The 20,845-nt window shown below is 46.0% G+C and carries 20 protein-coding genes; 8 read left to right on the top strand and 12 right to left on the bottom strand.

Annotated features, from left to right (window positions below):
* Positions 1-183: 183 nt before the first annotated feature.
* A complete protein-coding gene (gene psbA / locus RMO35_RS05240) occupies positions 184-1,266 on the top strand; it encodes a photosystem II q(b) protein (protein ID WP_309739073.1) in 1,083 nt (360 codons plus the stop codon).
* A gap of 120 nt (positions 1,267-1,386) precedes the next feature.
* Here the strand turns inward: psbA and RMO35_RS05235 are convergent, their stop codons facing one another.
* From RMO35_RS05235 to RMO35_RS05195, 9 genes are all read right to left on the bottom strand, one after another.
* Positions 1,387-1,779 carry a hypothetical protein gene (locus tag RMO35_RS05235; protein WP_309739071.1) on the bottom strand — a complete coding sequence of 131 codons (393 nt, stop codon included), beginning with the start codon at positions 1,777-1,779 and terminating at the stop codon, positions 1,387-1,389.
* A 104-nt stretch (positions 1,780-1,883) separates the two neighbouring features.
* Positions 1,884-2,657 carry a hypothetical protein gene (locus RMO35_RS05230; protein ID WP_309739068.1) on the bottom strand — a complete coding sequence of 258 codons (774 nt, stop codon included), beginning with the start codon at positions 2,655-2,657 and terminating at the stop codon, positions 1,884-1,886.
* Complete coding sequence (locus RMO35_RS05225) at positions 2,650-3,627, bottom strand: ABC transporter ATP-binding protein (protein WP_309739066.1); 978 nt, start codon at positions 3,625-3,627, stop codon at positions 2,650-2,652. The genes RMO35_RS05230 and RMO35_RS05225 overlap by 8 nt, the downstream gene beginning before the upstream one ends.
* Before the next feature lie 47 nt (positions 3,628-3,674).
* Positions 3,675-4,724 (bottom strand): Fic family protein, encoded by a 1,050-nt coding sequence (locus RMO35_RS05220; RefSeq protein WP_309739064.1) that lies wholly within the window; start codon positions 4,722-4,724, stop codon positions 3,675-3,677.
* A gap of 72 nt (positions 4,725-4,796) precedes the next feature.
* Positions 4,797-6,194: a GNAT family N-acetyltransferase gene (locus RMO35_RS05215; protein ID WP_309739062.1), complete on the bottom strand. Its 1,398-nt coding sequence runs from the start codon at positions 6,192-6,194 to the stop codon at positions 4,797-4,799.
* A 42-nt stretch (positions 6,195-6,236) separates the two neighbouring features.
* Positions 6,237-7,835, bottom strand: coding sequence for a serine hydrolase domain-containing protein (locus RMO35_RS05210; protein WP_309739060.1), 1,599 nt, complete (start codon positions 7,833-7,835; stop codon positions 6,237-6,239).
* A gap of 152 nt (positions 7,836-7,987) precedes the next feature.
* Positions 7,988-8,176 carry a hypothetical protein gene (locus RMO35_RS05205; RefSeq protein WP_309739058.1) on the bottom strand — a complete coding sequence of 63 codons (189 nt, stop codon included), beginning with the start codon at positions 8,174-8,176 and terminating at the stop codon, positions 7,988-7,990.
* Positions 8,177-8,194: 18 nt separating this feature from the next.
* Positions 8,195-8,734, bottom strand: coding sequence for a hypothetical protein (locus RMO35_RS05200; protein WP_309739056.1), 540 nt, complete (start codon positions 8,732-8,734; stop codon positions 8,195-8,197).
* Between the two features lie 137 nt (positions 8,735-8,871).
* Positions 8,872-10,362, bottom strand: coding sequence for a M10 family metallopeptidase C-terminal domain-containing protein (locus RMO35_RS05195; protein WP_309739055.1), 1,491 nt, complete (start codon positions 10,360-10,362; stop codon positions 8,872-8,874).
* A 244-nt stretch (positions 10,363-10,606) separates the two neighbouring features.
* Here RMO35_RS05195 and RMO35_RS05190 point away from each other — a divergent pair, with 244 nt between their 5' ends.
* The 4 genes from RMO35_RS05190 (at position 10,607) to RMO35_RS05175 (ending at position 13,767) form a co-directional block, all read left to right on the top strand.
* On the top strand, positions 10,607-11,839 hold the full coding sequence (locus RMO35_RS05190; RefSeq protein WP_309739053.1) for a sensor histidine kinase: 1,233 nt from the start codon (positions 10,607-10,609) through the stop codon (positions 11,837-11,839).
* Positions 11,840-11,900: 61 nt separating this feature from the next.
* Complete coding sequence (locus RMO35_RS05185; RefSeq protein WP_309739052.1) at positions 11,901-12,296, top strand: hypothetical protein; 396 nt, start codon at positions 11,901-11,903, stop codon at positions 12,294-12,296.
* 33 nt (positions 12,297-12,329) lie between these two features.
* A complete protein-coding gene (locus RMO35_RS05180) occupies positions 12,330-12,989 on the top strand; it encodes a response regulator transcription factor (protein ID WP_309739050.1) in 660 nt (219 codons plus the stop codon).
* 37 nt (positions 12,990-13,026) lie between these two features.
* Complete coding sequence (locus tag RMO35_RS05175) at positions 13,027-13,767, top strand: glutathione S-transferase family protein (RefSeq protein WP_309739048.1); 741 nt, start codon at positions 13,027-13,029, stop codon at positions 13,765-13,767.
* 324 nt (positions 13,768-14,091) lie between these two features.
* Here the strand turns inward: RMO35_RS05175 and RMO35_RS05170 are convergent, their stop codons facing one another.
* Both RMO35_RS05170 and tilS read right to left on the bottom strand, forming a co-directional pair.
* Positions 14,092-15,567 carry a tetratricopeptide repeat protein gene (locus RMO35_RS05170; protein WP_309739047.1) on the bottom strand — a complete coding sequence of 492 codons (1,476 nt, stop codon included), beginning with the start codon at positions 15,565-15,567 and terminating at the stop codon, positions 14,092-14,094.
* Positions 15,568-15,912: 345 nt separating this feature from the next.
* Positions 15,913-16,878, bottom strand: coding sequence for a tRNA lysidine(34) synthetase TilS (gene tilS, locus RMO35_RS05165; RefSeq protein ID WP_309739045.1), 966 nt, complete (start codon positions 16,876-16,878; stop codon positions 15,913-15,915).
* Positions 16,879-17,055: 177 nt separating this feature from the next.
* On the opposite strand from tilS, the gene RMO35_RS05160 reads away from it, so the two are divergent.
* Positions 17,056-17,361: a hypothetical protein gene (locus RMO35_RS05160; RefSeq protein WP_309739043.1), complete on the top strand. Its 306-nt coding sequence runs from the start codon at positions 17,056-17,058 to the stop codon at positions 17,359-17,361.
* Between the two features lie 5 nt (positions 17,362-17,366).
* On the opposite strand, the gene RMO35_RS05155 is transcribed toward RMO35_RS05160, so the two are convergent.
* Positions 17,367-17,936, bottom strand: coding sequence for a hypothetical protein (locus RMO35_RS05155; protein WP_309739041.1), 570 nt, complete (start codon positions 17,934-17,936; stop codon positions 17,367-17,369).
* Between the two features lie 375 nt (positions 17,937-18,311).
* On the opposite strand from RMO35_RS05155, the gene RMO35_RS05150 reads away from it, so the two are divergent.
* Positions 18,312-19,886 carry a tetratricopeptide repeat protein gene (locus RMO35_RS05150; protein WP_309739040.1) on the top strand — a complete coding sequence of 525 codons (1,575 nt, stop codon included), beginning with the start codon at positions 18,312-18,314 and terminating at the stop codon, positions 19,884-19,886.
* 150 nt (positions 19,887-20,036) lie between these two features.
* Positions 20,037-20,845, top strand: an 809-nt coding sequence (locus RMO35_RS05145) for a D-alanine--D-alanine ligase (protein ID WP_396135604.1), incomplete at its 3' end; no start/stop codon positions are given.

Here is a 20,845-nt window from a genome sequence, read left to right as displayed (position 1 = left end):
TTCCAATTTAGCCTGATGTGGTGATGTATCGTGCGATTAGGTAGCAAACGCACATAAGCAAAACCTATTACACCTATCAGTTCTGCAAAACTGAGAAACGTTTACAAACGTTAACAATCGAGTTAGATTAGATTCATACATAAAAAACATTCCGTTCCACCAGGAACAAACAGCAATCATACAATGACCACAACCTTACAACGCACCCAGAGCGCCAACGTCTGGGAACGCTTCTGTAGCTGGATCGCCTCCACAGAAAATCGCATCTACATTGGCTGGTTCGGCGTACTCATGGTACCAACCCTCCTCTCCGCCACCATCTGCTTCATCATCGCCTTCATCGCCGCTCCCCCCGTAGACATCGACGGCATCCGCGAACCAGTCGCAGGCTCCTTAATGTTCGGCAACAACATCATCTCCGGTGCTGTTATTCCTTCCTCCAACGCAATCGGTCTTCACTTCTACCCCATCTGGGAAGCAGCATCCTTAGACGAATGGTTGTACAACGGCGGTCCTTACCAACTAGTAGTATTCCACTTCCTCATCGGCATCTTCTGCTACATGGGTCGTGAGTGGGAACTTTCCTACCGCCTCGGGATGCGTCCTTGGATCTGTGTTGCTTACTCAGCACCTGTTGCCGCAGCAACCGCAGTATTCTTGATTTACCCAATCGGTCAAGGTTCATTCTCAGACGGTATGCCTTTAGGTATCTCCGGAACCTTCAACTTCATGATCGTCTTCCAAGCAGAACACAACATCTTAATGCACCCCTTCCACATGCTCGGCGTAGCTGGTGTATTCGGTGGTTCATTATTCTCCGCAATGCACGGTTCGCTAGTAACCTCCAGCTTAGTTCGTGAAACAACCGAAGTTGAAAGCCAAAACTACGGTTACAAATTCGGACAAGAAGAAGAAACATACAACATCGTTGCAGCTCACGGCTACTTCGGTCGTTTAATCTTCCAATACGCTTCATTCAACAACAGCCGTTCCTTGCACTTCTTCCTAGCTGCATGGCCTGTAGTAGGCATCTGGTTCACATCTTTGGGTGTATCGACCATGGCCTTCAACCTCAACGGTTTCAACTTCAACCAGTCTGTTGTAGATGCACAAGGTCACGGAATCAATACCTGGGCCGACATCATCAACCGCGCTAACTTAGGGATGGAAGTAATGCACGAGCGTAACGCTCACAACTTCCCTCTGGACTTAGCTGCTGGTGAAGCTACTCCTGTTGCTTTGACTGCTCCTGCCATCAACGGTTAATATCTGTTCGATCTAAGAGTTTAAGAGATTAAAACCCCCTGACAGTAATGTCAGGGGGTTTTTGATTTGGGGTTATTTAGATGACTCTTAGTAGAATTGAACTCGATCGAGATTGCTAGTTTAAGATCTGAAGCCACCGCACTTAGACAAGGCTTGGCGGATATCAGTCGGCGCATCGTTTATCGATACAGATCTAGAAATCGGACATCCAAAAGTCATACTTTCGATCGAGCCATTCGATTTAAATTTGGCATCGAGTGGGAGCGAACCACGATCGAACACAACCACATAGCCACTACCGTCTTTACGAATCCGCTGATAGGTACCCAGCCAACCCTGAAAGCTTGTCAGTAACCCTCGCCCTTGGCTGGTGGGAGCAGAAGACTCGTACCGGAATGCTCGATCGAGAACGACTTCAGGAGCTGGCTGCGCGTTAGCCACCATCCCCAATGATGAAATCGATAGCAAAATCGTCGTTGTTGAGAGCGTAGCGATACGATGAGTAATTTTCATGGTTATAACCTTGTTATAAATTGAATGCTCGATTGTAATTTTGTTTAGATCTTAGCGTATGCACCAAAATCTATTGTTTGCTGACAATTGAGCAACATCAAAATTTATAATTCCGATCGCTGCATCCAGGTAATCGCCATTGCGAGTAACAACCCGATTGATATCCCCGCACTACAGATCGCCCACCAGCCCGTACTCGGAAAATTACCATTAAGTGTCTCGGAAGAATTGTGTTGCAGTGCCCAAACAGTATAGGGTTCGAGCCAGCGTAACTGGGTAGAAGGTAAACCCGATCCACTAAAAAAAGTTGCCAATGCCACTGCGGTGACAGCCGCAATTTTGTCAAATAGTACTCCCAATAACAAAGTTAGCGCCAGCACAAATAACAGCACCAGATAAACCATCCCCACGCCAACGAGAAAATTTAACAGCGAGATAGTTGCAGGTAGTCCGACGATCGCGGCATAAATATAGACAATAATAGCAGGCGCACCAATGACGATCGCGGCGATAAATACCGCATAAGCCGCAAACTTACCGAGGAGAAACCCCGCAGGTGATAACGGTTTGGCAAAAATCCACAGTAGAGTTTGGGTGAGCTTTTCTTCGACGATCGCGCCTTGAGTCAAAATAATTGTCCCAATGGACATCATATTACTACCCGACCACAAAAATAATGCTAAGACCGCTGCACCGCGATCGTTGGTAGCCGTAGGCACCGTCAGCGCGGGAGTCAGAGTCAGCGCCATCCAAATAATCGATTGATTTATCCAGCGGTGCGTCCCAAACCAGGCGGCTAACTCTTTGCGATAAATGGCGTTAAAACCGCGATGCCAACTACTCCCAACGCGCTGGAGTCCCAAATCTCGCTCATTCATGTTTGGTGCCTCCACTGACTAAATTGACAAAAATATCTTCGAGATTGTGTGCCGATCGCTCAAAGTGGGTAACGATGGTGTTATTATCCGCGATCGCCAATCGCAATAGTTCGGTTTCAGCGCGGCGAGCATCACTGACATAAATTAGCAGTTTCGTCGTGTGGCTATTTGTTAGATCCGGCACTCCAGTTTCTAGCTCGATTTTGTTAATCCAAGGCATAGATAATAAGCGATTTTTAATAGTCGCACCGTCGCCGCGAACTGTCATGTGAAATAAATTACTATCGCCCGATAAGAGTTCTTCAATTCGCCCTTGGGCAATTAATCTCCCGCGTTCAAGAATGACGACACGATCGCTCACCCGCTGCACATCATCGAGAATGTGAGTCGAATAAAATACCGTACTGCGATCGCGAAAACTCTCCAAAATCTTCAATACATCCCGCCGCCCCAAAGGATCGAGCGCCGAAGCTGGCTCATCGAGAATGATTAATTCTGGATCGTTAATCGCCGCTTGCGCGATCCCTAACCGCTGCTTTTCACCACCAGAAAAACCCTTAACAGGTCGATCGGCTTTGCCGCTTAAACCCACCAATTCGATTAGTTCCTCGATTCGCGCCGAAATTGCAGTTTTAGAGCCAGTAAAGAAGAAGGAAGCCACAAACTGAAGCGTTTCTTTGGCAGTTAAATGACCGTAAAAACTTGGTGATTGAGCTAAAAATCCCACCCGTTCGCGAATCGCTACGCTATCGTTAACGATATTTTTACCAAAAACTGTCCCAACGCCACTTGTCGGCTGTACCAGCCCCAGCAACAGCTTAATCGTGGTACTTTTGCCCGCTCCATTAGCGCCGAGAAAACCACAAATCGAACCTCTCGGTACTGCTAAATTGAGATTACTGACAACTTGCCGTTTGCCATAGGATTTAGTCAGGTTTTGGGTGGAAATAATTAGATCTGGTGGTGTCATTATGCTCGAGCGGTAATTTAGGTAGCGGTGGCTGTTTCGATTACTATTTAACTAAGTCCATACCAAGTAGATCTCCCATTGCCATAGCGAACCAATAGTCGATCGACAGTCAGTTGTTTGAGCCGTGCCTTAATCGTGCTACGACTTTCACCTGTAGCTTGCTCGATCGATTGAGTCGTCACTCTGCCATGTTCCTTAGCTAATTCGAGGATGCGTACCGATAGCAATGGCAAAGTCGAAGCCATGATTTTTTCGGTGTCGAGTTTAGTTTGCAGTCTATTCTTCTGACGTTGGAGCACCCGCAGAAAAAATACCAACCACGGTTCCCAATTAGGCGATCGATCTTGATGAAGAGTTCCTTGAGTTTGTCGTAGCGCCAGATAATAGCCTTCTTTGCTCTCTTCGATAATGCTTTCGAGCGAAGAATATGGCACATAGCTATAGCCAGCTTTCAACAGCAATAGTGTCGTCAAAATTCGCGACAAACGACCATTTCCATCCTGAAATGGATGGATCGCCAGAAAGGTAACGACAAAAATTCCGATCGCTAGCAGCGGATGAATTGTGGGTGAAATCAGGCGATCTGCCGTCCAGTTGACAATTTCAGACATCTGACGCGGCGTGTCAAAGGGTGAAGTGGTTTCAAACACGATCCCCAAACTATTTCCATCTACGTCGAAAGCTTGCACACTATTCTCAAACTTCTTGTACTCGCCCCGATGTCGTTCGTCTTTGGGACTATATTTCAGTAGCATCTTGTGGAATTGTTTGATGTAATTTTCCGAGAATGGGATCGACTCCCAGCTTGCAAAGATCGAATCCATCACTTCGGCATATCCCGCCACCTCTTGCTCGTCGCGGGAAGTAAAACTTTGCTTCCCGATGTTAGCTAACAGTTCTTGTACCTGTCGATCTGATAATCTAGCTCCTTCAATCCGCGTCGATGAGCCGACACTTTCGATCGTGGCAATCTTGCGGAGAGCTGCCAATCGATCTGGTGCCAGAGTATTGAGTGCCCGCCACTTTCCTTTGAATTCGTCAATTTCAGCGATGAGCAACAGTAGCTCTTGGGTGATGGAAATGTCAGTATCTGTCATCAGAGTGGCTACTATGTCCGATTAATGAACCGATTGTAGCCAATTATGTCCGATTATGTCCAATTAATCAACTTACAGATGCTTGACATAGGCGATGTTAGTGTAAACACGTTCAAAGCCGATCGATTCATATAGTTGTCTCGCACCATAAGCATTTTCCGAATCCACGCCAATTTTGGCAATCTCGATGTTGAGAGTCTTAAGCCGAGCCAAGGCATGATGTAGTATCGCTCTAGCCAATCCGCGTCGTTGAAAGTCAGGACTGGTAAATAATAATGCCACCCAACCTTCTTGTCTGCCAACAAAAGTATTGTGCGATCGATCGATAGCGCAGTAACAAATAGCTGCAAACTTATCATCGGCATCGACGGCTACTAAATCTAGTTCGGGTAAGTAGTCAGGAGCTTGCAAGCGATGTTTGTAGCTTTCGACAGTTAGCGGGTGGTAGAGCCAAGCATTACAAAAAGCCTGATTGTGAAGATCCACCCATGCTTGTGCTTCCCGTTCGCCATCGACAGCGCGAATGCTAAAACCTTCAGGCAATTGTGATGTAGGAATATTTCGCTGCAATGACTGAGATAAAAACCAGTATTGACGACCTTTGACAAAACCATGATGCTCTAATATGGCAATGCGATCTAGGCGGCTATTGCGACTCCAAGTTAATAATTTAGGCTGTCCCTGACGTTCTCTAGCTACTTCACTAATCCGCTGTTCTGCCCAAGCAATAATTTGCGATTCTAAGTCACCACCACGCGCGAGCGGATGGACAAAAAACCAGAGTGTACTATTAGCAAGATTGTCTGGAATAGGTTCATCGATCGATAATTCGCCAAAACCAATTAATTTTCCCTGAGCATCTTCCCACAGCCCTAAATCGCGCGCTCGATCGATTGCCGGATTGGTTATGGATAAACGCAATTGCTCGAACGAGACAAATGACTCTAATCGATCGACTTTTTCGCAAGCATCAATGAGATCGATAATTAATTGGAGATCGGATTCGCCTTGGTATTGGCGCATTACTACTTTCCGCCTAAAATCTTGGGCATAAACGATACTCTGAGAGGCAACCTCGATCGCATAACCATCAGGATCTCGAACGTAAGCAAAGGGTTCGGCTACACCATTTTCCTCACGCACACCATATTCTAAAATTGTGCCACCGCAAGCAACAACTTTTTTGGTGAGGGCTTCGACTTCCGCATCTTCAACAACAATCCCAAAGTGACTCATCCCACCTGTGCCAACTGTTGCACCTGTTAGTTCGCTCAATGCAAGTAGATCGTCTGCGCCAGGTATACCTAGAATAATTTGCTTCACAAACAGATTTTGGCCCTCACGCTGAATTTCTCCACTCGTATCGACAATGCGAACATACCCAAACACTTGTTGGTAGAAATGTTCCGATCGAACGATATCGGCAACATTAAGATTTAGATGTAGTAATCCCATTGATTTTTTTGACATTTGTTTTATCTTGATTAGTGAAATGAGATTTGCCAATAATCTCTACTGCTTGCTAAAATGCACTCGCCGTACTCGATCGCTACATCGATCGAACCCAATAACTATTCCTCGATCGTCGCGGATAAATTCAAATTTGTCTGCTTTGAAAAGCAAGAAGTCTTTTCTAATCGATCTGAGCTGGAATGGCTCGATACCCTTATGTTTAACCCGTATTTTGTTATCATCTAGATATAGTTGATAGCTAAATTCTAATTCATCAGCATAATAAGTGCCGACGTAATCTGTTAATAGATCGGGTGCTGTTTCTAACATCTTTTCAAGCGTGAATTCCTTCACCCCATTGCCAATATCGACTTTGACGATCGGGCGAGTGGGATCTTCATGGAAATCAAGATCGTAGTCAATCTCATTATCGACAGATTGAAAATGAGTAGCATCGATCAGAACGAGCTGAAAATACATCCATGCTAATTTAGCCATGAGTTTTTCATCTTTTAGCTCTAGTTCCCAAACACTGTTTGTTGTCGGATTATGGTAAAGACCAGTTCTAATTTCTAGCTCTGCTAGCGGTAGATCGATTGGGGTAACAGAACGCGGCATTAGTTTGGCGATCGCTTGTGGATATTCATTTTTTAAATAGATATCGGCAACTTCAAAGGCTAATTTATTTGGGTTGAATGTACCAAGATTAGCCAAACAGATAACCGAAAAATTGCGATCTGGAAAACGAATAAATTGGCTCTGATAACCCATCCACGAGCCGCCGTGCGAAATCGTCTCTAAGCCACCGCGATCGCTTATTTGCAGCCCAAAAGCTCCAGATATAGTTTCGCCATTATCAAGTTTGCCTGGAGTAGTTATTTCTTCGATTAAATCTTGCCCATAGCCGCCCAATATATTATGGTAAAAATTTCGATCCCAGAGTGAGAGATCTTCAACTGTTGTATAAAGTTGTCCATCACCACAACAATCTAACCAAGACAAGGCAGTCTGAAAACCTCTATCTTCTTTCGGTTCATAGGCATCTGCTCTATTCTTGACGATTGCTCTAAAATCATCATGAAAGTGAGTATTTTTCATTCCCAACGGAGTAAATATATGTTCCTCAGCGAATACGCGCAGAGATTTACCTGAAACACGTTTAATTATTTCTGCTAATAAAAGATAGCCAGTATTGGAGTATAGTTGCTCGGTTCCTGGCTGAAAGTTTAAGCTTTGTTGACGAGTGACTAATGAAATGATGTCTTCAGTTAAATAATTATTCTCACCGATCGATCCACTCATCTCCATCAAAGTCAGATAGTCTCGCAAACCACTGGTATGACAACTTAGGTGTCTTAAAGTAATTGGGTGAGTATATTGAGGAATTTCGGGAATATGTTTTTGCAGTTCATCGTCTAGAGTTAGGAGATTTTGTCTGGCAAGTAATACAATACACATTGCGGTGAATTGTTTGGAATTAGAGCCGATATCAAAGACAGAATTGGGGGTGATGGGGATGTCATATTCCAAATTTGCCATTCCGTAGCCGCGTTTGTAGATGATTTCACCATTTTGGATAACGGCGAGGGCGCAGCCTGGGGAGTTGGGTTTATCCCATTGGGTAAATAGTCGATCTACTTTATCTGTGATTGATGACATAGAGTTAAATCATTATGCTGATGTCGATATCTGCCATCGGATTAGCTACCCCGTCTAATAAGTGAGCCGATTGTAGCCAATTATGTCCAATTAGAATGGTGGGCATATTCCTAACCTTTTAGTGAAGTCGGGGATGTCCTAAGTACTTGTCTCTACTTGAGATTGGGACAGTTAGCAAATATCTGCTGAAGATTGGCTGGTGCCTGCTTCAGGGAAATCTTAGTAGTCGGACAGCCCATGCGATAGTTCTCAATCGATCCGTCCGGCTTAAAATTAATCATCACTGGAGCAGAACCGCGATCGAAGATACCCAGATATTTAGTTGCGTCTACTTTTTGCACCTTTTGATAATCCCCCAATCACTGCTTGAGACTCAACAGCACTGGGCTACTTTCGCCGTTGGCACGGGTATTGGTTTTGAAAGATTTATCGAGAGCGGCTTGAGCTGCGGCTTGAGCTGGAGCTTTTGGGGCTGGTTTGTTTTTCTCACTAATTTCCAAATTGGCGATTCTGCCTTTGGCATCGATAGCGAGTTTGATAACTACGGCATCGGGTTCGGCTCGCTCGAATAAGACGCGATATTTACTGCCGCCGATAGATTGAACTGATTTGTAACTACCATACCTAAAGCGTCCTAGCTTCATGGTGATATCTCGCTGCATTTGAAGCGCATTCACATCCGAGTTTTTATCTACCGCTTTGAGAAATGCTGGTGTGAACCAACTTGCGTCTAATTTTTCCGCGACGATTAACCGATTGAGTGCGGCGGCGGGGGAAATGACTTGCGGCGGAACTACTGTGACGCTCTGTGCTGGTTTGGGTTTGGCGATGGCTAGTGGTATCGGTATTAGCCAGATGGAGGTGGTAACTAGCAATAGATGGGCTAAATGAGTTTTCATTTTTCAATCGCTGCTGAATATCTCGATTCGCTAGTTAGGATACAAACCCGACTTCTCAAAGAAGTCGGGTTTGTAGCAATACGTTCTGTAGAATGCTACATTCAAGGTCATGTTATCCCGCACGGCTCAGCCAAAAATTAGCTGAGTTTGAAGTCACAAGCCAACAGGGTAGGTTGACCGAAGAGACTGGCAAACTGGCCACCATCGCCGAAGCCAACGTCGATACCATTAGTGTTGTAAAAAAGACTGCCGCTACCGCTGTTATAGACGATCTCCGCAGTACTAGTTGACGCTGAAGCATCATCAGTTACGATGGCAAAGTTACTAGCAAAATCTTGGTTAAAAAGGTTAAAGGTAGCCTTGTTCAGACCGATCGAATCTTCCCCAGTTGTAAAGTCATTAATTCTGTCGATACCCAAGGATGCTGCATCGAAAGGTGTCCCATCGCCAAAGACAAATCGGTCTTTTCCCATCCCCCCAGTGAGAATATCATCACCTGCGCCGCCATTGAGCAGATCGTTGCCAGTCGCACCGATGAGGGCATCTTTACCTTCATTACCAAAGAGTCGGTCGTTACCCGCCCCACCGCGAATGTAGTCATCACCAGCACCGCCCTTAATCTTGTCCTTCCCATCGGTACCAAACAAGACATCATCTCCTGCTGTCGGCTGATTTACCCTGTCGGGCGGAACTGGATTTACATCGGCAAGTGCTTCACCGATGAGATTAAGGACATTACCAGCTCCAATATTGTCACGTACTTCTTCGGCATTTTGGCGATCGGTCAACTGCACCAGGTTGGGATTATTTGCCTGCAATTTTTCCAGCACTACTTGCCAGTCTTTGCCTTGCCAGCTAAAGTCCGGCTGATTGAGTTCATCGGCAGAAATCTCAGCTAGAGTTAGATCCGCAGGTTTATCGGTTGCCGCACGAAGTTGAGCTATTAATGGATTACTAGTATCGGGCAAAAAAGCACTAAAATCGGCGAGAATTCCCGAGCTATGCTTGCGAGTGGCGTAGTCTACTTTGCCAGCTTCTGGTGCAACGGAGATCTCATAAGTACCGACTGTCACTTTACCAGGAATAAAGGTATCGCCGATGAGACTGCGATAGTCTCCGTCAGTAATATAGTGCCTGACTTGACTCGGATCGCCGCCATTTTCAATAAATTTATCAGCAGTCGCTCGCTCGATTCCTGGTGATACAAACGTTACCGCCGAACCGATTAGCGTGGGGAACGCGCTAGCTGTGAGTTGAGTTAATGCTCCCCCCCGACTCGCTCCGGTGACATCTGGCTTGAACCCTTGGGGGTTAGCCTGTTGGTTATTGGTAATACTGCCGATCCAGTCTTGAATGGCTTGCTGGCTGGCTGTAAACTCTTCGTTACCAACACTAATCGGATTTCCAGCCGCTCCTCCTGGTAGCACTAGTACTGGTGATGTACTGCCATCCTTGGAGCTAAGACCGATTGCTTGACCGCCATCAGCGTAGGGATCGAACACCCGATCGACTTGATAACCAAGGGTATCAAATACCTGCTCTGCCAAAGGTCTAGTTTGAGGATCTGAATATATACCAATTACTTTAGCTAACAGTTCGTATCGAACATCAAATTGTGAATCGGACATCGTTATCTCCTCATAAAATCGATTTAAATCGAACTAATTAAGCTGTCGAACAGGTTGCGTGTCGCTAGTTTGCAGCTAGCCATCCACAGGCAATGATTTTTCATTTCGCAACCCCGCTAGAAAATTCGCAAAAATACTAGTGCTGACAGAGGGCATTTACCTGCAAAGTGCTACACGATCGCACACTTAGTACATGTTAACCCAGTTGCCATAGATTTGAATATTAACCAAGGTCATACAAAATATGACGAAAGTCATACCGATCGAGTACACGATCGACTTAGGATCGATATTGACATCCATCGATCGATTGCTAATGATGAGCCTGCCACCAGTTTCGCCAAAAATGCGTATTTCGCTCCTTGTCATTGAGCTATTTTCTTTATTTGTCTGTATTTGGCTCGATCCTGGCAGCCCACATTTACAAAGATCCCCATGGAAAATCGAACTTATCGCTTTATTTGTCATAGCGATTATTCCCTATATTGCCATTTTGCCTGTCGATCGACCGCTATGGCAAAGACAAATTTATGTTTTATCCGCAATTCTAATCATCATTGGTTTTGAACATCTTTACGTCTTTACTTATCTTTTTTATACTACTATCCTGCTGAAAGGATGCTTTTTGTTGCCAAGACGAGAAAATATTACAATTGCCATATTCTTCCTAATTATTGGCACAGTTAGTTACGCTCTGCGTATGCCTCAAATTATCGATAATTTAACTCAAGGTGATATGAGATACTATCTCAACTGGTCGAGAATGGTGCCTAGTTTTCTTGCTTCTAATCTAGGTAGTTGTATGTATGTTTTACTCCTTGGTAGTGTGTGGACAGAAGAGCAAAAATCTCGCCAAAAAGCCGATCGACTCACCAAACAAGTAGAAACTCTCGCTGTCGATTTGGAGCGCAATCGGATCGCTCGCGATATTCACGATACTTTAGGACATTCGCTCACCTCTCTAGACGTGCAGATCGAACTGGCGCAAAGAGTTCAATCTACCGAGCCAATCCGCGCCCAACAAGCGATCGATCTCGCCAAAAAACTTAGCTCTCAAGCCATCGATAATGTCCGTCAAGCCTTGGGAACGATGAAGCGATCGAACTTTGACCTGACCGAAGCAATTGTCGCTCTAACGGAGCAAAATCATCCATTTCAGATAATTGTTGATGTCCACTTTCCACCATTATCGCTCCAATCTAGCTATCAACTTTATTGCATCATTCAAGAATCAATTACCAATATTCAAAAACATGCCCAAGCCGATCGGGTAACGATCGAAAGTAGGATTGTAGATCGCGGCACTATTCTGGAAATTTGCGATAATGGTAATGGATTCGATCTCGACCGACCCCACGCTGGGTTTGGTTTGAGAAATATGAAAGAACGCGTACAATGTTTAGGTGGAGAATTCAATCTCGATAGTAAAATCTGCACGGGCACGCAAATTAAGATATTCGTACCTACATCTAGCTAAAATTGTCGATTCATAACTATAATTTTCTAGCAGCATTTATATATACATCTCATGTAAACCGATGAAACTCGAAAAAATATCTCAACTCAAAGAAAAACTCCAAAAAGAGACAGGTCTCTCTAAAATTTGGTTGTATTATATGGATGAATTTGGCGATCGTCCAGAGTTTAGCGATCTCGGTGAGCCAGTTCGACAAGACTTTCTCTTGCAAGTCATTGCACAGGTCTGTCAACAAATCTTCGGCAAACCTACCAATATTGATGGTATCTTGACAATCTATCTTAAAGAATACCAATTTTATCATGCACCCTTCGTGGCAAATAACCATGTTGGCGGAGTAATTTTCTTTGAGGATATTAACACTGGTTTAATAGCCGTTACATCCGCTGCTAGTAAGTTAGCAAAATACTCGCGTTTTACAGGAGTAGCTAAGTCCGATCGCAACGATCGTAATTAATTTATGCTGTTTGTATCGATCGTAGATTAACCCATGATTCGCTTGCTATTAGTTGACGACTTAGTTATATTTAGGCAAGGATTAGCCGCTCTGATTAACCTCGAACCAGACATCGAAGTTGTCGGCGAAGCTAGTAATGGTGAAGAGGCAATCTTGATGTCAGAAACACTTCGTCCCGATGTGATTTTGATGGATGTAAGGATGCCAATTTGCAATGGTGTTGAAGCAACTAAAGTCATTCATCAGCGGTTTCCGTGGATTCGGATTATGGTGTTGACGACTTTTGATGAAGACGAATATATCTGTCAATCGCTCCAAAATGGTGCATTGGGATATATCCTTAAAAGTACTCCTTCTCAACAATTAGCTACGACTATTCGCAGCTTAGATCGCGGTTTTGGACAACTAGATCCGGCGATCGCCTTGAAGGTATTTGCTCGGATTCCAGAGTCTACTATTACACCATCATCTACATTAGCCATCCTCGAACAATTCAATCATAATGAGATCGAAATCCTCAAGCTAATTGGTAAGGGCAAAAACAACCGCGAAATCGCTCTCGATCTTCACCTGACAGAAGGGACAGTCAAGAATTATGTAACGAATATTTTTAACTATTTAAATCTCCGCGATCGACTGCAAGTTGCTCTCTGGGTTGCTCAAAATCTCGCCGATTCATATACTAATACTTAGCCTCGCTCCGTACAGTTGTAAATTAGGAAAAAATTTGATGTCAACTAACTTTCGACTGATTACGATTCCCATCAGCCATTACAGCGAGAAAGCGCGGTGGGCACTAGATTACTTAGAAATTCCCTATCGAGAACTGGCACACATGCCGCCATTTCATCGGAATGCTACTAAAAAATATGGCGGTACGAGCGTACCTGTTTTAGTGACAGATACGGGTGCGGCGACAGATTCGACCGATATTTTGCGATATTTGGACAGGCTCTATCCCGACAAGTTATATCCGATCGATCCCCAATTACAGTTACTCGGTATTGAGTTAGAAACACTATTTAATGGCACATTAGGCATCCATACTCGCCGCTGGGGATATTCATCTATTCTCACGCCCAAATTAATCTATCCGAAGTGGACTTGCGGCGTGCCATTTTGGGAAAAGTTACTGTTCCCCGTAATTTTCCCCAAGGTTGGCAAAATCATCCGATCGAGTTTTGATATTACTGAGACATCAGCCGCCGAATCCTATCGAGAAATTGAGATTGTCTTTAAGCGGGTTACTGAATTGCTCGCAGATGGACGTAAATATTTACTCGGCGATCGATTTTCGGCGATCGATATTACCTTTGCCGCACTTGCCGCACCAATCATTCAGCCACCAGAGCACCACATTAAGCCTACGGAGCTGGACTTATTACCGATTCAGATGCAAACAGACATGCGGAAGGCACAAGCCACGCCAGCAGGCAAATTTGGCTTGCAGTTGTACCAAGAACATCGATAGGCTCGGAAGCTACTCCCTTCCCAGTGAAGAATTAGACATCTAGTGTGGTGAGTGGATAGTGGATAGTGAATAGTGGATAGTGAATTGCAAATGTCTATTTCTTGGGTGGGAAGGGAGTATGTGAGTCCGAGCGCCAAATTTCTGGTTCCAAATCACAACTTAGTTGCTGACATTTGTTACAATTGAAACAAGAGTTCTGTAACCACCTCTGTATTAGCTCCAATTCTGATGACGAGTATGCTCGTCACTACTGAAAATACCGTCTCGAACGACGAATCACCGCCAAAACTACTGGGTTTGGCGGTGGTTCGTCGTTGTGCGCAATTATTTAATTCTCTCTAACTGTCGCATCACTGACTCATAGGCAGCACTATTATTTTGAGATTGGAATATTTTAGCAGCCGTTTCGAGGTCTTTAGTAGCTGCGGCGTTAGCTTGGAGTTGAACCTGCAACAGTCCGCGATTGCTGTAGGCGAGTGCGTAATTAGGCTGCAAGCGGATCGCTGTATTGTAGTCGGCAAGTGCCTGCTTGTAATTTTGAAGTAGAGCTTGGGTAATGCCCCGATTGAAGTATGTTTCGGCATTGTTTGGCTCTAGGGCAACTGCTCGATCGTAATCTAGTAATGCTTTGCGGTATTCGCGAGTTGAGTAAAACGCAATGCCCCGATTGAGATAGGCAGTACCATAATCGGCTTTCAGCCGAATGGCTGAGCTATAGTCAGCGATCGCTGCTTGGCGGTTGCCGCTAATAAAGTACACGATGCCGCGATTATTATAGGCTTCGACTAGCTGGGGATTGAGTTTGAGGGCGGTAGTATAATCGGCGATGGCTTTAGCACGATCGCCATTCTGGTTATGTCCCAAGGCACGATTGAAGTAGCTGTTGGCATCGTTGGGGTTGAGGCTAATAATCCGATTGTAGTCCCCGATTGCCCCAGGGGTATCGCCGAGAGAGTTTTTGGCGATCGCGCGGTTGAGGTAAGCACTAGTCTGACTGGGTTTGAGTTTAATTGCCCGATCGTAATCGGCAATCGCCCCACGATCGTCGCCGAGTAGTCCTCTGGCTTTACCGCGCCCGTAGTAGGCGTTAGCATAAGTCGGTTTGAGTCTAATGACCGTATTATAGTCCGCGATCGCGCCTTGCCGATCGCCGAGATCGAGTTTGGCTAAACCCCGATTGTAATAAGCATCGGCATTACTGGGGCTGAGCTGGATGGCTCGATCGTAGATCGAGATCGCCCCTCGCTTGTCACCATTTTGAGCGGCGACGATGCCTTTACCGACTAGTAATTGTGGATCGTTGGGTTTAATCTTGGTGGCGGCTTGTAAGTCGGCTAGCGCACCAGTCCGATCTCCGGTGCCCAACCGCGCAAAGCCGCGATTGGCAAAGGATTCAAAGAATCTGGGATTGAGAGCGATCGCCCGCGTATAATCCGCAATTGCCCCGGTATTATCGCCGTTTAAACCTTTAATGATGCCTCGGTTATTATAAGCATCGACAAAGTTGGGTTGCAATTGAATCGCGCGATCGAAATCGGCGATCGCACCGAGCCGATCTTGACTGCGGTAGCGACGCATCGCCCGGTTATAAAAGTCGCGGGCAGATTTGGGGGTTTTGGTAGCAGTAGGTGTTTTGGTAGTTTGGGGCACTACGCGGTTAGATTGACGATCGAGGGCGGCTACTCTCACTGGCGGTAAGATCGCGGCAATGACTAATGCTAAAGTTAGCAGCGGACTCGGGATCTGACGCTGGGGTGTCCACCATCTATTAGTTAATTGACGATCGGTTTTAACGTTCATGATTTTAGGGCAATTAATTAACTATCGCGCTCGCAACTACCCAATCCATCAAATTTGGACAGGTCGCTAATACTTAAAACAATTATTGATGTTCTTCATGATATCTTAACAAATCTGTTGAATGTTCGAGCTAATTACGCCAAATGTATTAATAAATAATCATAAATCTACATCTCACAACCAGCTACCCGTATAGCTTTTGTCTCTAACTTTATATATATGTAAATTAAATATTATATTTCAACCACTCGTCTGTTTTTATACTTTCAGTACATAAAAGATAGTTAAATTAGCTATTTGTTTCGAGCGCATACTAGCAGTCGATTTTCGATCGCCGCAATCTAACTACAACCGTACCACGATCCACTTGCCGCAGACTTCTGCTGCTAGTCCATGACTGAATGTAGATGTGCGTGTGCGGTTGGGGGCAGTAATCAGCGCGATCGTATCTTCGATCTGGCTGAAAGTGGGCATCTTGGCTAGTGCTTGCGTGAGAAATTGCCGGATGATGCGGCGTTGCAGCGATAGAGACAGCGATTGGAGGACGGTGCGATCGATTTTAGTGCCGCTGTCGTCTAATGCTTGCTGATACGAGTCGTTGGCTAGCGACTCTAGATATTCGACATCCGCCCGCAATAGTTCGGCGGTACGTGCCAAATGGCTTTCAACTTGGGGATTGAAATTAGCGGCTAGCTGGGGAATTATCTCCAGCCGCAGGCGATTTCTGGCATATTTGAGATCTTGATTGTAGGCATCTTCCCAGACTGGCAATTCGTACTCCTGACAAAATTCACCAGTCTGGGTACGACTGACTTCTAACAGCGGACGGACTAAATTAATCTCTGGTGTCAACTGACGGTGCCACGACATCGCACATAGCCCGTCAGCACCCGCACCGCGCACCAAATTGTAGAGCAAGGTTTCGGCTCTGTCGGTTTGGGTATGGGCGGTGACGATGTATGTACTCTCAGTCGTTTCGGCAATCCGGGTGAGGGCTTGATATCGCCACTCCCGTGCCGCAGCATCGGTTTCGGGTAAATTGGCAGTAGTTTCACAATGAAATGGTAACTGCCAGCGGGCACTCACTTGTGCTACGCGCTCGGCAATGCCAATATCCTGTGTCCAACCATGATCGCAATGCGCTACCGCCAACTGCCATTGCCAGCGGCTTTGTAAGTCCCGCAGCAATTGTCCCAGACACAGCGAATCCTGCCCCCCAGACACAGCTAGCAGGATCTTGGCACCAATTGGGAGCAACTGACGATCGATCGAACACTGGTGAAGTTGACTATGTAGAGGTGTCCAGGGCATCAGTAGAATAGCTAATTGCTACACTGTAAACTTAGTAGTAAGTTTGACAAAGTTGAGTTATTATACCAATGTCAATGTTGGTCGTCATCTTTTATTGTTGTAACAAGGTTCGTTGGCATAGCCTGCCGTAGGCAATCGCAATCGCAATCGATTTATTTACCTGGCTGGGATGGGATAATGCAACGCGGCACCGTCGATATATTTGAGATTGTTAAACCAATTTTAGCAAGAAACTTGGAAATCGATCCAGAGGCGATCGATCTAGAATTTAGATTTCACAACTTTATCGATCGACTCGCTGAGCGGCGACAGCAACAATCTGGTGCTAAAAATTTACTTTATTATCTCGAAGCTGCGAATATTTATTTCGATTTGGCTGAGGCTTTTGAGTTGAGTTTTTTAGTAGATTTTACAGATAGTACTTGCATTACTGTCGCCGATCTAGTCGTCTTAATTCGATCGAAGTTAGCTGAGTTACGGTGACGCTCTTAATTCCATTGGTAATGTTCGGGAATTAGATCGTCAGGCGCAAATAAATGGGGACTCATCGGTGCGGATGCGGTATCGTACCAAGACTCCAGTAAATCTTGAGTTTCCTGCATTTCCCCGATCGACAAGTCGCGGGGGATAATAATGCCGATACTGCGATCGGGAATAGCCACATAATAGCCATCGGGAAAATATTTATCCAGGTAAGGCGAGAGCAAGATTCGCGAGGAACCAAACCCATCATTGTGCATCATAATCGCCCAGACAACGCTGCCATCTTTCCGCAGCTTTTGGTGCGTCCATAGTTCCTGCGATGCTACCTTGAGATTGATTACTGCCCGTTGTTGCCAATCGATCCCTTCAGCTTCCCACACCTCTACCATTTCAGGTGTGACATTCTGATAGGCAACTTTCCCTTGAGGATGGCGATCGACAATTACCCAGCTCAGTGCATAATCCCGTAACGGTAACTCTTCATGCGGCGAATCCCAGAGCTTGGATTTGAGACAAGTTGAATGGATGATGAGGGGCATCAAGCGATCGATCGCATCAATGATAGTTCCGGACATAATGCAGATTTGGGGAATTTGGTTCGATGCACTTATATTACCCACCAGCTTCATATGAGTTCACATTCAGTCAGATTGTTTTGGAGAAAGATGGGAGGTAGGAGTTGGGAGTTGGGAGTTGGGAGGTGGGAGGTGGGAGATGGAGGATGGAAGGATCTCAATAGTGGCTAAATTACATGTCAACCCTTTCCCCCTTTCAATAACTGGTGTTGCTGGATTGGGGTATGACTTTGGATGTGTTCCAACAAACTGATTCCTCTTTCCTATTTCCTCCCAACTCCCAACTCCTCGAACTAAAACCAGCCGTTCGGCTCAAGCTTTGGAGCTTAGATCTAGTGTTAGTATTCTTAAAAAGTGGATCTTGATGTGCTGAAGATGAAAGATTATCTATTGCCGATTGCGCTGCTTGGTACCACCGCTCTAGTTAGCTATGCCTTGCCTAGCACAGCGCTATCACCGCCAGAAATTCAGCAGACTGCCAATCGCGCTACCGTTAGGATCGATCGCTGCGCTCAAGGCTCTGGGGCGATCGTGCAGAAAAATCGCAATACATATACAGTAATAACATTAGCGCAGAGCGTCAGGAATAGTGGGTGTGAAATAGTCACGCCAGACAATCGCCGCTATCAAGTTTCCCAAGTCAAGATATTCCCAAATAATATCGATCTGGCGGTAGTAAGCTTCACGACTAATAATAACTATTCAGTTGCCATGCTTGTCAATAATTCCGATCGCGTCGAAGCAGGCGAACGGATTTATGTCGGTGGATTTGGGCAAACTCCCGCCAGTTCCAAACCAGTATTTACCTTCGCTAAAGGCGATCTAGTCAGCAACAGCAGCAAACAACAAGGTAAAGGCTACTCCCTCATCTACAGCACGAATACACTGCCACAGCTCAATGGCAGCCCGATCTGGAACGATCGCGGCCAATTGCTGGCGATTGGGGGGCGCAGTATCCCGACTAATGCCCGCGTGCGGACTGACTATAATCTCGGCATTACTGTCAATACCTTCACCAAGTATGCCGCCACGGCTGGGATTGGGGGTTATGCCCCAGTGACGATCGCGCCATCACCCAAACCAGTAGACGATGCGATCGCGGTTGCAGTACTCAAGGAGAGTCAAGGTGACTATCGGGGGATGTTAGCCGAGCTGGATCGGGCGCTGTTTCTCGATTCTCAAAATGCGCGCCTCTACTACAGTCGGGGTGTTGCTAAATCGCTCCTGAGAAATCCAGACGCGCTGGGAGATTACGATCGCGCCAACGAACTCAATCCCAATGATGCTGCAACTCACAACAATCGCGGCGTCACTAAATTAGATCTAAATAACACTCCCGGCGCGATTGCCGACTTCAATCGTTCGATCTCCATCGATCCCAATCGGGCGAGTGCCTATTATCATCGGGGCAATGCCAAGGTTGCTCGCCAGCCCAAAGATGCCCTCAATGACTTCAACCGGGCGATCTCACTCGATCCGCAGCTAGCGCGAGCTTACTTCAGTCGCGGTACTCTCCAGGGGAAATTAGGCAATAAAAAAAGCGAACTAGCCGACTTCGAGCGGACAATCTCGATCGATCCCAACTATACAGCCGCTCACGAACGGCTCGGGGCGATTAAGTTCGATCTCGGCGACTTCAAGGGTGCGATCGTTAGTTTCAATCGCGCCATCGCCCTCAATCCCAAAAATCCCACAACCTATAACAGCCGCGCCACCGCTCGATCCAAAGTCGGCGACGAGAAAGGCGCACTCGAAGACTATAACAAAGCGATCGCGATCGATGCCAATAACGCTAGCGCATACGCCAGTCGCGGCTTAATCAAGTCCAAATTAGGTGATAAAAAAGGCGCGATCTTAGATCTCAAAAAAGCCGCCAATCGCTTTAAACGACAGCGCCAAACTGCCAGCTACCTAAAAACGATCGCCGATCTCAAACGTCTAGGCACATGACACTAGTGCTTAGTACAGATCCAGGGTACCCTCAGATCTACGCTGCCAACTCTCAACCCCCATCCCCTATCCCCCATCCCCTAAAACACTATTAACTTTGCTTTGAGGCAAGATGTGAGAAAATGTTTGTCGGCACGATCGGCAGACGCAATGAAGAAGAAAAACTTGGCAGTACTATTCGGTGGTAGATCCGTCGAACACGAAATCTCCGTAATCACCGCGCTCCAACTGATAAACGTCATCGACGTAACTCAGTATGAGATCGTCCCCGTCTATATAGCTCAAACCGGACGCTGGTATGTCGGCGACAACCTGCTCGACAAAAATTTCTACCGCCGCCTTCCCAACTCTGTCAAAGAGGCTCAAGAAGTCGCGTTGTTACCGATCGCCGGGAGTAAGGGACTCACCTGCCTTGCGCGTCAAAACGAAATTTTGCCGATCGATATTTACTTCCTCGCCTTCCACGGCACCTTTGGCGAGGATGGCTGCATTCAGGGAATGCTGGAGATGGCGGATGCTACTTATACGGGTTGTGGCGTTCTCCCGGCTGCCCTGGGGATGAATAAATATCAGTGTAAACTGATGCTCAAAGCGGCTGGTATTCCCGTCTTACCTGCGGCAATAGTCGATCGCCGGGATGCCCAAAAAAGTCTCGCCACTGTGCGCGAACAGATTTTTGCGACGCCTGGATTGGAGCAGTTACCGTTATTTGTCAAACCCTGTAACTTAGGTTCGAGTATTGGAATTGGGGTAGCTAAAGACGAGCGGACATTAAATGCTTGCTTGGTAAATACCTTTAGATACGATAGTCACGCGATCGTCGAACCTTGTATTAAAGATATTCTCGAAATCAATGTTTCTGTGATGGAAGATGATGACGAGATCGTCGCATCTGTCATCGAAATGCCCGTCTCACTCAGCGGTGTCCTCACCTTTGAAGAGAAATATCTCCGCGATGA

This window comes from Chamaesiphon sp. OTE_20_metabat_361, from assembly GCF_031364565.1.
This window is presented reverse-complemented; position numbering and strand designations above follow the sequence as displayed.

What these genes read in the sequence shown, in the direction of transcription:
- psbA (WP_309739073.1), top strand. Translation starts at nt 184, where the DNA reads ATGACCACAACCTTACAACGCACCCAGAGCGCCAACGTCTGGGAACGC.
- RMO35_RS05235 (WP_309739071.1), bottom strand. Translation starts at nt 1,779, where the DNA reads ATGAAAATTACTCATCGTATCGCTACGCTCTCAACAACGACGATTTTG.
- RMO35_RS05230 (WP_309739068.1), bottom strand. Translation starts at nt 2,657, where the DNA reads ATGAATGAGCGAGATTTGGGACTCCAGCGCGTTGGGAGTAGTTGGCAT.
- RMO35_RS05225 (WP_309739066.1), bottom strand. Translation starts at nt 3,627, where the DNA reads ATGACACCACCAGATCTAATTATTTCCACCCAAAACCTGACTAAATCC.
- RMO35_RS05220 (WP_309739064.1), bottom strand. Translation starts at nt 4,724, where the DNA reads ATGACAGATACTGACATTTCCATCACCCAAGAGCTACTGTTGCTCATC.
- RMO35_RS05215 (WP_309739062.1), bottom strand. Translation starts at nt 6,194, where the DNA reads ATGTCAAAAAAATCAATGGGATTACTACATCTAAATCTTAATGTTGCC.
- RMO35_RS05210 (WP_309739060.1), bottom strand. Translation starts at nt 7,835, where the DNA reads ATGTCATCAATCACAGATAAAGTAGATCGACTATTTACCCAATGGGAT.
- RMO35_RS05200 (WP_309739056.1), bottom strand. Translation starts at nt 8,734, where the DNA reads ATGAAAACTCATTTAGCCCATCTATTGCTAGTTACCACCTCCATCTGG.
- RMO35_RS05195 (WP_309739055.1), bottom strand. Translation starts at nt 10,362, where the DNA reads ATGTCCGATTCACAATTTGATGTTCGATACGAACTGTTAGCTAAAGTA.
- RMO35_RS05190 (WP_309739053.1), top strand. Translation starts at nt 10,607, where the DNA reads ATGACGAAAGTCATACCGATCGAGTACACGATCGACTTAGGATCGATA.
- RMO35_RS05185 (WP_309739052.1), top strand. Translation starts at nt 11,901, where the DNA reads ATGAAACTCGAAAAAATATCTCAACTCAAAGAAAAACTCCAAAAAGAG.
- RMO35_RS05180 (WP_309739050.1), top strand. Translation starts at nt 12,330, where the DNA reads ATGATTCGCTTGCTATTAGTTGACGACTTAGTTATATTTAGGCAAGGA.
- RMO35_RS05175 (WP_309739048.1), top strand. Translation starts at nt 13,027, where the DNA reads ATGTCAACTAACTTTCGACTGATTACGATTCCCATCAGCCATTACAGC.
- RMO35_RS05170 (WP_309739047.1), bottom strand. Translation starts at nt 15,567, where the DNA reads ATGAACGTTAAAACCGATCGTCAATTAACTAATAGATGGTGGACACCC.
- tilS (WP_309739045.1), bottom strand. Translation starts at nt 16,878, where the DNA reads ATGCCCTGGACACCTCTACATAGTCAACTTCACCAGTGTTCGATCGAT.
- RMO35_RS05160 (WP_309739043.1), top strand. Translation starts at nt 17,056, where the DNA reads ATGCAACGCGGCACCGTCGATATATTTGAGATTGTTAAACCAATTTTA.
- RMO35_RS05155 (WP_309739041.1), bottom strand. Translation starts at nt 17,936, where the DNA reads ATGTCCGGAACTATCATTGATGCGATCGATCGCTTGATGCCCCTCATC.
- RMO35_RS05150 (WP_309739040.1), top strand. Translation starts at nt 18,312, where the DNA reads ATGAAAGATTATCTATTGCCGATTGCGCTGCTTGGTACCACCGCTCTA.